Origin of the sequence: Pseudomonas sp. TNT2022 ID1044, from assembly GCF_028656895.1 — a bacterium.
Lineage (GTDB): Bacteria > Pseudomonadota > Gammaproteobacteria > Pseudomonadales > Pseudomonadaceae > Aquipseudomonas > Aquipseudomonas reinekei.
Map to the genome: position 1 here is coordinate 686,293 of NZ_JAMDHB010000001.1, position 14,523 is coordinate 700,815.

Below are 14,523 nucleotides of genomic sequence, written 5' to 3' on the forward strand. Positions count from 1 at the left end.
AGCGAGCCTGCTCGCGAAGGCGTCTTGTCATTCAGCACGACATTACGCTTTCGCGAGCAGGCTCGCTCCCACAGGGTTATGTGCAATCAGTGAGAGTGACGCGGCACTTCCGCCCCGCGGCAGCCGACCAGGAAGTCGAAGTCGCAACCCTGGTCCGCCTGCAATACATGGTCGATGTACAGCTGGCGATAACCGCCCACCAGCAACTGCTGCGGCGGTTGCAGGTCGGCCATGCGCGCGGCCAGTTCGGCATCCGGAATATCCAGGTGCAGCCGGCCACTGGCGCAGTCGAGCTCGATCCAGTCGCCTTCTTTTACCGTCGCCAAAGGTCCGCCTGCAGCGGCTTCAGGGGCGACGTGCAGCACAACCGTGCCATACGCGGTGCCACTCATGCGCGCATCGGAAATACGCACCATGTCGGTCACGCCTTGAGCCAGCAATTTGGCCGGCAGGCCCATGTTGCCGACTTCGGCCATGCCCGGATAACCCTTCGGCCCGCAGTTTTTCATCACCAGAATCGAGTTCGCATCCACGTCCAGTTCCGGGTCATTGATCCGCGCCTTGTACATGTCGAAGTTCTCGAACACCACGGCGCGGCCGCGATGCTGCATCAATTCAGGCGTGGCGGCGGACGGCTTGAGCACCGCGCCGAGCGGTGCCAGGTTGCCGCGCAACACGCAGATGCCGCCGTCGGCGCGGATCGGGTTGTCCAGGGTGCGGATCACTTGGTCTTCGCCGTAGATCGGCGCGTCCTTGGTGTTTTCGCCGATTGATTTGCCGTTGACGGTCAAGGCATTCGGGTTGGGAATCAGATTCGCCTCGCCGAGACGGCGCAGGACCGCAGGCAAACCGCCGGCGTAGTAGAACTCTTCCATCAGGAAACGCCCGGACGGTTGCAGGTCGACGATGGTCGGCATGCCGCGACCGATGCGAGTCCAGTCGTCCAGATCCAGTTCCACGCCGATGCGCCCGGCGATGGCTTTCAAGTGGATCACCGCGTTGGTCGAACCGCCGATCGCGGCGTTGACGCGAATGGCGTTTTCGAAGGCTTCCTTGGTCAGGATCTTCGACAGTTTCAGGTCTTCGCGAACCATCTCCACCGCACGCATGCCGGACATGTGCGCCAACACATAGCGGCGCGCATCCACGGCTGGAATCGCCGCGTTGTGGGGCAGGGAAGTGCCGAGGGCTTCAGCCATGCAGGCCATGGTCGAGGCGGTGCCCATGGTGTTGCAGGTACCGGCCGAGCGAGACATGCCGCCCTCGGCTGCGAGGAAGTCGTCGATGGTGATGGTGCCGGCCTTGACCTGTTCGCTGAGCTGCCAGACCACGGTGCCCGAACCGATGTCCTTGCCCTTGTGCTTGCCGTTGAGCATCGGCCCGCCGGTCACGACGATGGCCGGCACGTCGCAACTGGCGGCGCCCATCAGCAAGGCAGGGGTGGTTTTGTCGCAACCGGTCAGCAGCACCACGCCGTCAATCGGGTTGCCGCGAATCGCTTCTTCAACGTCCATGCTCGCCAGGTTGCGGGTGAGCATGGCGGTCGGGCGCAGGTTGGATTCGCCGTTGGAGAACACCGGGAACTCCACCGGGAAGCCCCCGGCCTCGATCACGCCGCGTTTGACGTGTTCCGCAATCTGGCGGAAATGCGCGTTGCACGGGGTCAGTTCCGACCAGGTATTGCAGATGCCGATGATCGGCTTGCCGTGGAACTGGTGGTCGGCGATGCCCTGATTCTTCATCCAGCTGCGGTACATGAAGCCGTTTTTGTCGGCAGTGCCAAACCATTGGGCGGAGCGCAGGGTGGGTTTCTTATCAGACATGATCGATTCTCTTATTGTATGACTATATTGTTCCAGCTGAGGCTTAACATAAGCGCAAATTCGCCAGTTTGGAAGTGTTGTTGCTTAAATAGTATTACTATATAGTCGTTTTCAGCGGAGGGATTGCCCTGGCACTTTATTGCCGGAGGCGTCTCCCGAGGTTCTATAAAAACAACAATCGGAGACCGATCTCATGAGCCAGGAACTGCGGCTTATTCGTCGCATCACGCTGAAACTGATCCCCTTCCTGATCCTGCTGTACCTGATCGCCTACGTGGATCGCTCCGCCGTGGGCTTCGCCAAATTGCACATGGGCGCCGACATCGGCCTGGGGGATGCGGCCTACGGTCTCGGTGCCGGGCTGTTCTTCATTGGTTACTTCCTGCTGGAAATCCCCAGCAACCTGATGCTCGACCGCTTCGGCGCGCGGCGCTGGTTTGCGCGGATCATGGTTACCTGGGGCGCGATCACGATCGGCATGGCCTTCGTCCAGGGACCAAACAGCTTCTACGTCATGCGCTTTTTGCTCGGTGCCGCCGAAGCCGGGTTCTTCCCCGGTGTCCTGTACTACATCACCCAATGGTTCCCGGTTCGCCATCGCGGCAAAATCCTCGGGCTGTTCATCTTGTCCCAACCCATTGCCATGATGATCACCGGCCCGGTGTCCGGCGGCTTGCTGGGCATGGACGGTGTGCTCGGGCTGCACGGCTGGCAGTGGCTGTTCATCGTCATCGGCACCCCGGCGATCCTGCTGACCTGGCCCGTATTGCGCTGGCTGCCTGACGGCCCGCAGCAAGTTAAGTGGATGGACCAGGCGGAAAAAGACTGGCTCACCGGCGAACTGCAAAAGGACCTCCAGGCTTACGGCCAGACCCGTCACGGCAATCCTTTGCATGCCCTCAAGGACAAGCGTGTGTTGTTGCTGGCGTTGTTCTACCTGCCGGTAACCCTGAGCATTTATGGCCTCGGTTTGTGGTTGCCGACGCTGATCAAGCAGTTCGGTGGCAGCGACCTGGTGACCGGGTTCGTGTCCTCGGTGCCGTACATTTTCGGGATCGTTGGCCTGCTGATCATCCCGCGCAGCTCCGACCGTTTGAATGATCGCTACGGCCATCTGGCTGTGCTTTATGTACTGGGCGCTATCGGCCTGTTCCTGAGTGCCTGGCTGACGGTGCCGGTGCTGCAACTGGCGGCACTGTGCCTGGTGGCGTTCGCGCTGTTTTCCTGCACGGCGGTGTTCTGGACCCTGCCGGGCCGGTTCTTTGCCGGCGCCAGCGCGGCGGCGGGGATTGCGCTGATCAACTCGGTGGGCAACCTCGGCGGCTACATCGGTCCGTTCGTGATCGGTGCGCTGAAGGAATACACCGGCAACCTGGCTTCCGGGCTGTACTTCCTGTCCTGCGTGATGGTGTTTGGTCTGGTGCTGACCGGCGTGGTTTACCGCTTGCTGGAGCGCAAACACGTGTTGCCGACTGATGAATTTGCGGCCAGTGCACGCGGGGCGACCCGTACCTGATCTTGGGATCAGCCCCGATCAACTGTAGGAGCGAGCCTGCTCGCGATAGCGGTGCATCAGTCGACATCAATGTCGGATGTGACGACCTCATCGCGAGCAGGCTCACTCCTACAGGGGGCTGCGTTGTTTTGAAGTATTGCGTTTACAGGAGAAAATCCATGCGTTTGGTTCAATTCGAATTGAGTAACGGCGAGCGCCGCGTTGGCGTGGTCGAGGATGGCCTGGTGCGCGAAGTGCAAGGCGCCCGCACCGTTCGCGACCTGGCCCTGGCGGCGATCGAGGCGGGCGTTGGTCTTGAGCAGCAAGTCCAGGCCCTGGGCCTGGGCATCAGCCACGATTACGCGCAACTGCTGGCACAACTGCGCATCCTGCCGCCGCTGGATCACCCGGACCCGGCGCACATGCTGGTCAGCGGCACTGGCTTGACTCACCTCGGCAGCGCTTCGGCGCGAGACAAGATGCACCAGCAGGCCGGTGACGAATCGGCGATGACCGACACCATGCGCATTTTCAAGTGGGGCGTGGAGGGCGGCAAACCCGCAGCAGGTCAGGCGGGTGTACAGCCGGAGTGGTTCTACAAGGGCGACGGCAGTATCGTCGTGCGTCCCGGCCAGCCGTTCCCGTTGCCGCCGTTTGCTGAAGACGCGGGTGAAGAGCCGGAACTCAGCGGCCTGTATGTCATCGGCCATGACGGCAGACCGTATCGCGTCGGTTTTGCCGTGGGCAACGAATTTTCCGATCACGTCATGGAGCGCAAGAATTACCTGTATCTGGCGCACTCGAAACTGCGCAGTTGCAGCTATGGCCCGGAGTTGCGAGTCGGTGAATTGCCCCAGCATCTGGCCGGTACCAGCCGCATCTTGCGCGACGGCGAAGTGCTGTGGCAGAACGAGTTTCTCAGCGGCGAGGCCAACATGTGCCACAGCCTGGCGAACCTTGAGTTCCACCATTTCAAATACAGCCAGTTCCTGCGCCCGGGGGATGTGCACATTCACTTCTTCGGCACTGCAACGCTGTCGTTTGCCGATGGCGTGCGCACGCAACCGGGGGATGTGTTCGAGATCAGCCAGGCCGAATTCGGCGCGCCGTTGATCAATGGCATCGCACCGGTTGCCGCAGCGTTTGCACCCGGCACCGTTGGCACACTTTGAGGAAAAATACATGTCCCTGATTCTTGGTCATAACTACATCGGCGGTCAGCGCAGCGCGTTGGGCAGCGTCAAGCTACAGAGCGTCGACGCCGAAACCGGCGATGCATTGCCCCATGATTTCATCCAGGCCACGCCGCAAGAAGTCGACGCCGCTGCCAAGGCCGCCGCTGCGGCGTTTGCGGCTTACCGTAGCCTGAGCGCTGAACGCCGCGCGCAGTTTCTGGATGCGATAGCCGTTGAACTGGATGCGCTGGGTGATGAGTTCGTGTCGTTGGTTTGCCGCGAAACCGCGCTGCCCGCCGCACGGATCATTGGCGAACGGGGTCGCACCAGCGGCCAGATGCGTCTGTTCGCCAGCGTGCTGCGTCGAGGTGATTTCTACGGCGCGCGTATCGACAACGCACTGCCGGACCGCCAACCGCTGCCGCGTCCCGACCTGCGCCAATACCGCATCGGCCTGGGCCCGGTGGCCGTGTTCGGTGCCAGCAACTTTCCCCTGGCGTTCTCGACAGCCGGCGGCGACACCGCATCGGCCCTGGCCGCCGGTTGCCCGGTGGTGTTCAAGGCCCACAGTGGTCACATGGCAACCGCCGAACTGGTGGCTGATGCGATCATCCGTGCCGCAGAAAAAACCGAGATGCCGGCCGGTGTGTTCAACATGATCTATGGCGGCGGGGTCGGTGAAGCGCTGGTCAAGCATCCGGCGATTCAGGCGGTGGGCTTCACCGGGTCGCTCAAGGGCGGTCGGGCCTTGTGTGACATGGCTGCCGCACGTGCGCAACCGATTCCGGTGTTCGCGGAAATGTCGAGCATCAACCCGGTGATCATCCTGCCCGAGGCGTTGCAGGTTCGCACTGAAGCCATTACTCGCGGTCTGTCGGCTTCGGTGGTGCAAGGTTGCGGTCAGTTCTGCACCAATCCGGGCCTGGTGATCGGCATTGGTTCCCCGCAGTTCAGCGCATTTCTCAAGCAGCTGACCGACATGATGGCGGATCAACCGGCGCAAACCATGCTCAATGCCGGGACGCTGAGCAGCTACGGCAAAGGCCTGCAAAAGCTCCTTGATCATCCGGGCATCGAACATCTGGCGGGCAGGGCGCAACAAGGACGCCAGGCGCAGCCGCAGTTGTTCAAGGCTGATGTCAGCCTGTTGATCAACGGCGACGAAGTGCTGCAGGAGGAAGTGTTCGGGCCGACCACCGTGGTCGTCGAAGTGGCGGATCAAGCGCAATTGAGCGCGGCGTTGAACGGTCTGCACGGTCAGCTCACGGCGACCATCATTGGCGAGCAGGCGGATTTCCAGCAGTTCAGCGAGCTGACGGCGTTGCTGGAACAGAAAGTCGGCCGAATCCTGCTCAATGGCTATCCGACCGGTGTGGAAGTCTGTGATTCGATGGTCCATGGCGGGCCGTACCCGGCGACCTCGGATGCCCGTGGCACGTCGGTGGGCACCTTGGCGATCGACCGTTTCCTGCGCCCGGTCTGCTTCCAGAACTACCCGGACAACCTGCTGCCGCAAGCGCTGCAGAACGCCAACCCACTGCGTATTCAGCGACTGGTTGACGGCAAGCCATCACGCGACGCCCTCTGACACATCCCCCCGCAGTAGCCGTCTTCGGCAGCTCCTGCGGGGGAGTGGGAAACATTGAGCTATCATTGCGTCTTTCCCATTTAAAGATTGACTGCCATGACTGCTGTAACCGACACCTTGCTCAATGCCCTCGAACACTGCGGGATGGTGGAAATCGACGGGCTGCATGCCTTCGAATTCTCCCTCGATGAAGACGACAATTTGCACATCGAATGCATGGATGGGCGCAATGCCCTGCACTGGGAATTCACCCCGGCGCAAATCCAGGCCGCGACCTTCGACGTCACATTGCAGAGCTGGCTGATCAACGACCACAACGGCGAACACCGGCTGGTGTGCCTCGGTGACGTCATCAGCGGCGATAACGATGACGATGAGCCTGCGGATGAATAAGCTCTGGCCGCTGCTGATCGCCGGCAGTATCGGCGCGATGGGCGTTCAGGTTGCTTGTGCCGACGACTATCAACTGCTTGTCGGTTCGTACACCGCCGGGCAAAGCGAAGGCATCTATCGGCTGAGTTTCGACAGCGCCACCGGGCAGATCAACGCCAGGCCGCTGCAAGTGATCAAAAGCGAAAACCCGTCCTGGCTGACCCTTTCAAAAGATCAGCGACACCTGTTCGTGGTCAACGAAAATGGCCCGGGCCAGGCCGATCCGGTAGGGCGTGTCAGCAGCTATTCGATCGACCCCAAGAGCCATGCGCTGAGTCTGATCAATCAGGTGCAGAGCCTGGGCAACGAGCCGACGCATTCAAGCCTTAGCGGCGATGCCAGCCATTTGTTCGTCAGCAATTACTCGGTGGCCGAAGACCCGGGCGGCACGCTTGCGCTGATGCCGATCGGTGCTGATGGCGCGCTCAAGCCCGTGGTGCAGATGAGCAGCCATACGGCCAGCCGGGTCAATCCCGAGCGGCAGATGTCGGCGCACGTGCATTCGACGGTGCCATCGCCCGACGGCAAGTTCGTGTTCTCCAATGACTTGGGTGCCGACAAGGTTTTTGTCTACCGTTTCGACCCCAAGGCCAACCCGGAGCTGCCGTTGACCCCGGCCACGCCAGCTTTCGTCCAGTTGCCGCCCGGAAGCGGGCCACGGCATCTGCTGTTCAGCACCGACGGCAAACACGCCTGGCTGACCCTGGAAATGAGCGCGCAAGTCGCCGTATTCGACTACCGCGATGGCAAGCTTGAGCAAACGCAGATGGTCGACCTGGCTGCCGGTCAACCGGTCTCCGACAAGGCCGCTGCTGCTTTGCACTCCTCAGCTGATGGCAAGTTCCTCTACGTCAGCAACCGCGGCACCGCCAATCAGTTGCTGGTGTTCGCCATCGACCCGGCGACCGGCCATCTCAAGGAGCTGCAACGCCGAGCGGTGGAGGGTGACCATCCCCGTGAGTTCAGCCTCGATCCAAGTGGCAAGTTCGTGTTGATCGCCAACCAGAAAAGCAACCAGATTGTCGTCGTCGAGCGCGATGCCAACACCGGTCTGTTGGGCAAAGCCGTGCAAAAGCTGCCGATAGACGCCCCGAGCGATCTCAAATTTTTGCTGCGGCAATAGGCCGCAGGCCCCGGTTTGCGGGGCCTGCGCCGTTCTATCAATGAGGCTGATATGTGGTAATGCTACAAAGCATTTCAAGGCCTCATTCCTCGGGGGTTAAGTTTGCTTCACGGCCCCACCGGGCAAGCAAGCCAACTGACTCCGAGGAATACAGCATGAACTTCAATCTCTTCTCCGTAATCGCCGCGTCCGCCATCTCTGCCAGCGTTGTTCTGCCTGCCAGTGCCAACGTTGAAGTCAGCGACAAAAAATCCCACACCCAGAGCTACACACAGAAATACCTGCAACAAAGCGCCAAGTTCTACGCCGCGCTGGATCACAAAGCCCAACACTGAAATTTCCTTTCTGCAGCCTTTATGCAGGAGCGAAGTCACTTGCCGATCGAGGGCTGACGACTCGAAAAGCGCCGAAGTGATGTCGCTCCTGCATAACGCATTTACGACAGCATCAAATAGCCATCAAGGTATTGCTTGATATCATCTGGCCAGCGGTTTAAATTTGACGCGAATTTATTGACTCCTTCTCAAGAAAAGGATCGACAATATGGCGATGCGTCTGGCCGTGGTTTTGCTTTTCCTCTATTCCACCCCTATTTTGTCCGCGGCAGAGCCTGTTTCTGGCGAGCCTGACGCTGCCCGCGAGCGCATGATCAGTTTTATTGAAGACTGAAATAGTCTCCTTCAATGATCAACGAAGTTGATATTCGCTATAGATGAGACTCGTTGGTTCTTCGGGCTGATTTGATTGATTCTGTGGACTCTGAAACATGTCCACGGAGTTCATCATGGCCCATGCAATCATCACTTCTGCCAAACGCGGCGCCTATGTGGCCATCGGTCTTTACCTGGTCATGGTGCTGATTGTCAGTCTTTCGCCGCAGTCGCAACAAACCTTCGAAGCACCGATTCAGGTCGCCCATCCTGGTATCCAGTTTGAACACCGCGCCCAGCAGGCGATGGTCGATCAGGCTGACCTCGCAGGAGTCGGCGGAGCATGAACAGATGCAAACTCTTGATCATCGCCTTCCTGGCGTTCATCACCAATGGATTTTCCCTGCTGGGGATCGGGCAAGGCTCGATAGGCGGGGTGGCACGGGCCATCGAGGCTAACCACAACATCGCGCGCAACATCGACATCGCCAAGGGCATGGCCGTGGGCATGCTGGCCGGTAATCCGCCGGTTGACCCTGAAAGCAGTTTTTTCGGGCCGTTCCAGGTGGATTGCTCGGTCATCGGGATGTGCGAAGTGTTGGCCTGAGTACCCGCGAAATCAATTGTGGCGAGGGAGCAAGCGCCCTGGCCACAATTGCAGTGCTGTCATTTTTTCATGATGGCGGTAAACAGTTCGGACTCCAGAAACCGCTGCAACCAGGCCTGTAGATGGCGATACGGTGTCTGCGCGAACCAATCGCGATCGACATGGGCGAATTGCCGTATGAACGGCAACAGCGCCACATCGGCCAGGCTTGGGTGCTGCGCGAGCAAGTAGTCGCGGCGCTCCAGCAACTGATCAAGCTTGTGCAGAAACTCCGAGCCCTCGGCGCGATAGGTTTCCATCGGGTGCTCGGGGTAACGTTCGGCGTATTTGTAGCGGTTCAGATGCACCTTGAAGGTCTGATCGTTCTCTTCGATCAGCTCGGCGATTTGCGCCTGGCCTTGCGGGTCATCCTTGAGCAGCCAGTCCTGCGGATCGTTCTGTGCCAGCGCCCAGCGCATGATGTCGAGGCTTTCGTCGATCACCCGGCCATTGGCACTCAGCACTGGCACCGTGCCTTTGCCCGACAGCGCGAGCATCTCGGCGGGCTTGGCTTTCAGACTGACTTCGATGATGTCCACGGCCACGCCCGAATAACCCAGGGCCATGCGAGCGCGCATGGCGTATGGGCAGCGGCGGAAGGAATACAGCGTGTTCATTTCACCTCCAGGGTGCTCAAACCATTGCCCTGGCGGCGAACCTGAATCTGTACCGGAATCCGCTCATGCATTTCCTGCACATGGGAAATCACCGCGACTTTGCGCCCCTGCGCCTGCAAGCCGTCGAGCGCATCCATGGCCAGTTGCAGCGACTCCGGGTCAAGACTGCCGAAGCCTTCGTCGATGAACAGCGACTCGATTTTCAGCGTGCTTGAGGCCATCGATGCCAGGCCGAGAGCCAACGCCAGCGAGACCAGGAAAGTCTCGCCACCGGACAGCGAATGCACCGAGCGCAGTTCGTCACCCATCTCGGTGTCCATCACCAGCAACCCGAGCATGCTGCCGCCGCGCTTGAGGCGATAGCGTCGCACCAGTTGGCGCAGTTGCACGTTGGCGTGGTGCACCAGCAAATCGAGGTTGTAGGCCTGGGCGATCTTGCGGAAGGTGTCGCCGGTGGCGGAACCGATCAACGCATTCAGACGCGCCCAGCGCTGGAACTCGGCATAGGCATCGGCGATTTGTTGGGCCAGTGCCTGATTGGCATTCTGCCGGCGCTGATCTTCGGCTTGTTCGGCGCGCAGTTCGGCGCAGCGGTGCTCGCTGGCGGTGAACTGCGCCTGCAGTTCTGTCAGCGCCGAGGCGAGTTGTTCCGCGTCGAGGTTGCCGTTGTGTTGCGCCTGATGATCGACGAGGCGTTTATCGCGCTCCTGCAGCAACACCTTGGCCTGCTCGATGGCTTTTTCGCTGTTTAGCAAGCGCTGGCGCAGTTCGTTGACCTGCTGGTCTTCGATACTCAGCAGCGATTCCAGCCCGCCGTCATCCAACTCCGGATGCAGGGCGCGCCAGTCATTGATCTTGCCGCTCAGCTCAAGGTCTTCGGTGTTCAGGGCCAGCTGGCGCTCCTGCTGCGCCTTGAGTTCGGCTGCCAGTTGCACTCGCTGCGTGCGCACCTCCTGAAGTTGCTGATTGGCCGAAGCTTCGGCGTTGCGTGCCTGTTCAACGGCTTGATCAAGCTGTTGCTGCCATTGCTCGGCACTGGTGTGTGTGCCGAGCAAGCCGCTCAGTGTTTGCTCACATGCCTGTTGCTGCGCAGTGAGTGCGCTGAGTTGTTGCTGCATTGCCTGCAGGTGTTGGGTGCGCGATTGCTGGCGATCCTGTTCTTTTTCCAGGGTTTGCTGGCGTTGCTGCTGTTCGCCGAGTTCGTCGCGCTGCTGTTCGAGTTGTTCCAGGCGCTGGGCGATCTGCTGATCGAGCTGCATGAAGGTCGCCGCGGGATCACGGCGTAAAGCCTCAAGCGTGGCGGCTGGGAGCAGGGTGCTGAAAGCTGCCAGCTCTTCATCCAGCCGCTGGCGATCATTGGCCAGTTCCTTTTGCTGATTGATCAAGTGCTGCGTCGCCTGCTGGCTCGTCGTCTCACTGCTGCGCAGTTGTTGTTGCAGACGTGCGGCATCCTGTTGCAGGGTCAGCAGGGCGGTTTGCCGTTGCTCGTCCTGACTGATGCTCTGGTTCAGCTGGCTGTTTTGCTGGGCCAGCCAGGCATCGCGTTTGCCAGCATCCTGGGCGAACAAGAGGGTCGCCAGCGGATGCGCTTCAAGGCTCGGCGCCAGGCTCTGTTGCTGAGTCGAGAGCGCTTCCTGTTGTTGCAACAACTCTTTTTGCCGGGCGATCACGCCGCCGACTTCTGCACGCAGCTCGGTGAGCTTTTCCTTGAGCAGGTCGACGGCTTTCTGCGCGTTGGCCTGTTCGCCTTCGTCGTGTCGGCCAAGGCTCTGCAGCAGCGCTTCAGGCTGGTGATACGGGTGTTCGTTGCTGCCGCACACCGGGCACGGCTGGTCATCCTGCAATTGCGCGCGCAACTCTTCGACACTGGCACTGCGCGCCAGGCGTTGGCGTTCCAGCAGTTCGCGGGTGACGTTGAGGGTTTGCTCGGCGACCACCAGTTCGCTCTTGGCCTGGACGCCATCCTGGGTCAGGCGCTCGCGGGTTTGCTGCGCATCGAGTTGACGCTGCTGGAGATCGGCGCCAAGTTTGTCCAGTTCCTGCTGGCTGGCCCAGAGCCTTGTCAGCTCTTCAAACCCGCGCAGTTGCTTGCGATTGTCTTGCAACAGGCTGCCGAGAATCTGGATTTGTTCAGCCACCGCTTCGGGCTCGGCACCGGCCTCTTTGTAAAGCAATTCCAGGTGTTGCTTTTGCCCGGCCAATTCTTCGCCGGCCTGCGCCGCACGCTGTTCAAGCGAGGCCAGTTCTGTCTGGCCCTTGTTCAGGCGATTGCCCACCAGCATCAGTTGCTGCAAGCGATCGCGGTAGGCATGCCAGGCATCGCTCAGCGGGGCCAGTGAGCTGCTTTGCTCAAGTTCAGTGGAAATGCGTTGCAAGCGTTCCGCGACCCGTTGTTGCAGGTCAAGCAAACCCTGGATCGTGCTGGTGCCCTGCGTGCAGGCCGCTTCGGCCTGTCGCAGCTGCTCGGCACTGTGACTCACGTCTTTGACCAGGCGCGCGAGGGTGCTGTGCTCGTCGAACGCCTGGCGCAGCAACGGGGCGCTGCGGGTGTGTTGGCCTTGTGCTTCGGCCAGTGCCGCCTGGGCCGCGCTCAGGCTTTGTTCGAGCTGAGTCTGGCGTTCGGTCAGTTCATCCTGTTGCCGGGTGTACTGCGCAATCTGCGCCTCCAGCGGTGTGAGCTGAGCGCTGAGCTCAGTCTTGCGCGCGAACTGGTGACGCTGCGGAGCCAGTTGTTCCAGGCGGTTGAGTTTCAGGCGCTCGCCGTCGAGGCTGTCCCAGTGAGCCTGGGCCGATTGCAGTTGCTCGCTGGCGGCCAACTGATCGTCCTGCACCTGGCGCAGCTGCTTCAGCCAGGTGTCCTGCAACTCCAGTTGCTTGAGTTGCGCCTGTTGCAGCTTCAGCTGTTGTTGCGCGGCATTGAAACGTTCATCCAGTTCGGCCCGTGCTTCAGGCGCCAATGGCGTCACACCGCTGGCCTGATCCTGCAACAGCTTGTGGGCTTCGCGGGCCTCTTTGGTCTTGTCGAAAGCGCGGCGGCCGAGACGGGTGTAGAGCGCGGTGTCGGTGAGTTTTTCCAACAGTTCGCTGCGGTCGTTGTCATCGGCCTTGAGGAAGGCGCTGAACTCGCTCTGCGCCAGCAGCACGGCGCGGGTGAACTGTTCGAAGTTCAGGCCCAGCGCGGCTTCGAGCTGAGTCTTGTATTCGCCTTTCTGGCTGGCCAGCAGTTGATCCTGATCGATATCACGCAGGCTCTGGCGGCTGGCTTGCAGTTTGCCAGCGGCCTTTTCCCGGGCGCGGTTGGCTTCCCAGCGCGCGCGGTAGCGCCGACCATCGACCCCGACGAAATCCACTTCTGCATAGCCCTCGCCAGTGCCACGGCGTAGCAGGGTGCGCGGGTCGCCGGTGCCGATTTCGCCGTCGGCGTCCGGCACCTTGGCGTCACGGCCGGTGTTGTTCAGGCGCGGTACAGCGCCGAACAGGGCCAGGCACAAAGCGTCAAGCAAGGTGCTTTTACCGGCACCGGTAGGCCCGGTAATGGCGAACAGGCCGGCACTGGCCAACGGTTCGGCGGTGAAATCGATCTCAAACGGGCCGGCCAGCGAGGCCAGGTTTTTCAGGCGGATTGCGAGGATCTTCATGGCTGCTCGCCCTCCAGCTGTACGTCTTGCAGCAGCGCGGCAAAGTCCTTGAGGGTTTGCTCGTCGACCTCGCTGCCGTAGTTGTCCTGCCAGGCGCGACGGAACAGCTCCTGGGGCGTGAGCTGATCGAGCTCGATCAAGGTGCCACCTTCATCGGTGCCATCGCGGTGGCCGTTGCCTGCGTACTCCGCGGCGATTCGCACCAGGCGCACAGCCTTGCCTTGCAGGGTCGTTTCGATTTGATTGCGCAGATCTGGCTGGGGCTCGTCCAGGCGAACCCGCACTTCCAGCCAGGGTTGGCGCTGGTAATCCGCCAGCAGATCGATGTTCGGCAGATCGGCCAGTTGCATGAGGATTTCCGCCAGCGGGGCCGGGCCGATGCGTTGCAGATTGACTGCGCGCGGGATCAGCCTGGGTTCCACGCTGACCAGGGTTTCGCCATCGAGTGTGATGTCGAGAATCTGGTGCTGGTAGCCAATCTCGGAAAACGACAACGGAATCGGCGAGCCGCTGTAGCGGATGCGTTCTTCACCGTTGACCTTCTGCGGTTTGTGCAGGTGGCCGAGGGCGACGTAGCTGATGCTCGGTCCGAACAGACTGGCGGGCAGGGCTTCAGCGTTGCCGATGATCAGGCTGCGCTCGGAGTCTTCCGACACCGAACCACCGGCCATGTGCGCGTGGCTGATGGCGATCAGCGCCTGGCCCTTCTTGCGCTTGGCATTCGCTGCCTCGATCAGCCACTCATGAACCTGACCAATGCCGCGCAGGTAGTTGTCACCCAAATGCGCCCCCGTGACTTCGGCGGGGCGCAGGAATGGCAACGCCAGGCACCAGGCGACGGTTTTACCTTTTGCGTTCGGTAGCGGTATCAGCAGGCGTTCGGCATCGAGTTGCCCGTCATCCAGCCACAGCACCCGGCCCAGCGCATGGGTGCGCAAGCGGCGCATCAACGGCGCGGGCAGTTCGATACGCGAGCCGGAGTCGTGGTTGCCGGCGATCATCACAATGGTCAGCAACGGCTGCTGCTCGTGTGCGCTGACGATGAAATCGTAGAGGCGTTCCTGGGCTTTGACCGGCGGGTTGACCGTGTCGAAGATATCGCCGGCGATCAGCAGCACATCCGGCTGATCCAGCTTGAGCTGACGCAGCAGCCAGTCGAGAAAACAACCGTGCTCAAAATCGCGATCCTGGCCGTGCAGGTTTTGCCCCAGGTGCCAGTCGGAGGTGTGAAACAGACGCAAGGGCGACTCCGCTCAAAAAAAGGTGATGGCCGCGAGGAAAGATGACGGCGGCTAAAGGGGAGAGAGTTTACTGGGAAAAGGCGTGGAATGTAGAA

Annotated in this window: 13 protein-coding genes; 9 read left to right on the plus strand and 4 right to left on the minus strand. The window is 60.9% G+C overall.

Annotated elements, in window-relative coordinates:
* Positions 1–86: 86 nt before the first annotated feature.
* Entirely contained in the window at positions 87–1,823 is a 1,737-nt protein-coding gene (locus tag M5G20_RS03160) for an IlvD/Edd family dehydratase (protein WP_150734348.1), read from the minus strand.
* Between the two features lie 193 nt (positions 1,824–2,016).
* Here M5G20_RS03160 and M5G20_RS03165 point away from each other — a divergent pair, with 193 nt between their 5' ends.
* From M5G20_RS03165 to M5G20_RS03205, 9 genes are all read left to right on the plus strand, one after another.
* Positions 2,017–3,339, plus strand: a complete 1,323-nt coding sequence (locus tag M5G20_RS03165) for an MFS transporter (RefSeq protein ID WP_273917861.1) — start codon at positions 2,017–2,019, stop codon at positions 3,337–3,339.
* 158 nt (positions 3,340–3,497) lie between these two features.
* Entirely contained in the window at positions 3,498–4,490 is a 993-nt protein-coding gene (araD1, locus tag M5G20_RS03170; RefSeq protein WP_273917863.1) for an AraD1 family protein, read from the plus strand.
* Positions 4,491–4,500: 10 nt separating this feature from the next.
* A complete protein-coding gene (locus M5G20_RS03175; protein ID WP_273917864.1) occupies positions 4,501–6,081 on the plus strand; it encodes an aldehyde dehydrogenase (NADP(+)) in 1,581 nt (526 codons plus the stop codon).
* Between the two features lie 96 nt (positions 6,082–6,177).
* Positions 6,178–6,474, plus strand: a complete 297-nt coding sequence (locus M5G20_RS03180) for a DUF5629 family protein (protein ID WP_273917865.1) — start codon at positions 6,178–6,180, stop codon at positions 6,472–6,474.
* On the plus strand, positions 6,467–7,636 hold the full coding sequence (locus tag M5G20_RS03185) for a lactonase family protein (RefSeq protein WP_273917866.1): 1,170 nt from the start codon (positions 6,467–6,469) through the stop codon (positions 7,634–7,636). Before M5G20_RS03180 ends, M5G20_RS03185 begins: the two co-directional genes overlap by 8 nt.
* Before the next feature lie 155 nt (positions 7,637–7,791).
* Positions 7,792–7,971 carry a hypothetical protein gene (locus M5G20_RS03190; protein ID WP_273917867.1) on the plus strand — a complete coding sequence of 60 codons (180 nt, stop codon included), beginning with the start codon at positions 7,792–7,794 and terminating at the stop codon, positions 7,969–7,971.
* 208 nt (positions 7,972–8,179) lie between these two features.
* The gene (locus tag M5G20_RS03195) at positions 8,180–8,305 is read left to right on the plus strand and encodes a hypothetical protein (RefSeq protein ID WP_263597127.1); all 126 of its coding nucleotides are present in this window, start codon (positions 8,180–8,182) and stop codon (positions 8,303–8,305) included.
* 115 nt (positions 8,306–8,420) lie between these two features.
* On the plus strand, positions 8,421–8,633 hold the full coding sequence (locus M5G20_RS03200; protein WP_212627345.1) for a hypothetical protein: 213 nt from the start codon (positions 8,421–8,423) through the stop codon (positions 8,631–8,633).
* Complete coding sequence (locus M5G20_RS03205) at positions 8,630–8,893, plus strand: hypothetical protein (protein ID WP_273917868.1); 264 nt, start codon at positions 8,630–8,632, stop codon at positions 8,891–8,893. Before M5G20_RS03200 ends, M5G20_RS03205 begins: the two co-directional genes overlap by 4 nt.
* A 59-nt stretch (positions 8,894–8,952) precedes the next feature.
* Here M5G20_RS03205 and M5G20_RS03210 read toward each other — a convergent pair whose 3' ends face one another.
* The 3 genes from M5G20_RS03210 to M5G20_RS03220 are packed head-to-tail and all read right to left on the minus strand — an operon-like array spanning position 8,953 to position 14,428.
* Positions 8,953–9,549 carry a glutathione S-transferase gene (locus M5G20_RS03210; protein WP_273917869.1) on the minus strand — a complete coding sequence of 199 codons (597 nt, stop codon included), beginning with the start codon at positions 9,547–9,549 and terminating at the stop codon, positions 8,953–8,955.
* Positions 9,546–13,187, minus strand: coding sequence for an AAA family ATPase (locus tag M5G20_RS03215; protein WP_273917870.1), 3,642 nt, complete (start codon positions 13,185–13,187; stop codon positions 9,546–9,548). The genes M5G20_RS03210 and M5G20_RS03215 overlap by 4 nt, the downstream gene beginning before the upstream one ends.
* The gene (locus tag M5G20_RS03220) at positions 13,184–14,428 is read right to left on the minus strand and encodes an exonuclease SbcCD subunit D C-terminal domain-containing protein (protein ID WP_273917871.1); all 1,245 of its coding nucleotides are present in this window, start codon (positions 14,426–14,428) and stop codon (positions 13,184–13,186) included. The genes M5G20_RS03215 and M5G20_RS03220 overlap by 4 nt, the downstream gene beginning before the upstream one ends.
* Positions 14,429–14,523 lie beyond the last annotated feature (95 nt).

Bases quoted from the DNA above. Each gene is read 5' to 3' on its own strand.
- M5G20_RS03160 (WP_150734348.1), bottom strand. From the start codon at position 1,823: ATGTCTGATAAGAAACCCACCCTGCGCTCCGCCCAATGGTTTGGCACT.
- M5G20_RS03165 (WP_273917861.1), top strand. From the start codon at position 2,017: ATGAGCCAGGAACTGCGGCTTATTCGTCGCATCACGCTGAAACTGATC.
- araD1 (WP_273917863.1), top strand. From the start codon at position 3,498: ATGCGTTTGGTTCAATTCGAATTGAGTAACGGCGAGCGCCGCGTTGGC.
- M5G20_RS03175 (WP_273917864.1), top strand. From the start codon at position 4,501: ATGTCCCTGATTCTTGGTCATAACTACATCGGCGGTCAGCGCAGCGCG.
- M5G20_RS03180 (WP_273917865.1), top strand. From the start codon at position 6,178: ATGACTGCTGTAACCGACACCTTGCTCAATGCCCTCGAACACTGCGGG.
- M5G20_RS03185 (WP_273917866.1), top strand. From the start codon at position 6,467: ATGAATAAGCTCTGGCCGCTGCTGATCGCCGGCAGTATCGGCGCGATG.
- M5G20_RS03190 (WP_273917867.1), top strand. From the start codon at position 7,792: ATGAACTTCAATCTCTTCTCCGTAATCGCCGCGTCCGCCATCTCTGCC.
- M5G20_RS03195 (WP_263597127.1), top strand. From the start codon at position 8,180: ATGGCGATGCGTCTGGCCGTGGTTTTGCTTTTCCTCTATTCCACCCCT.
- M5G20_RS03200 (WP_212627345.1), top strand. From the start codon at position 8,421: ATGGCCCATGCAATCATCACTTCTGCCAAACGCGGCGCCTATGTGGCC.
- M5G20_RS03205 (WP_273917868.1), top strand. From the start codon at position 8,630: ATGAACAGATGCAAACTCTTGATCATCGCCTTCCTGGCGTTCATCACC.
- M5G20_RS03210 (WP_273917869.1), bottom strand. From the start codon at position 9,549: ATGAACACGCTGTATTCCTTCCGCCGCTGCCCATACGCCATGCGCGCT.
- M5G20_RS03215 (WP_273917870.1), bottom strand. From the start codon at position 13,187: ATGAAGATCCTCGCAATCCGCCTGAAAAACCTGGCCTCGCTGGCCGGC.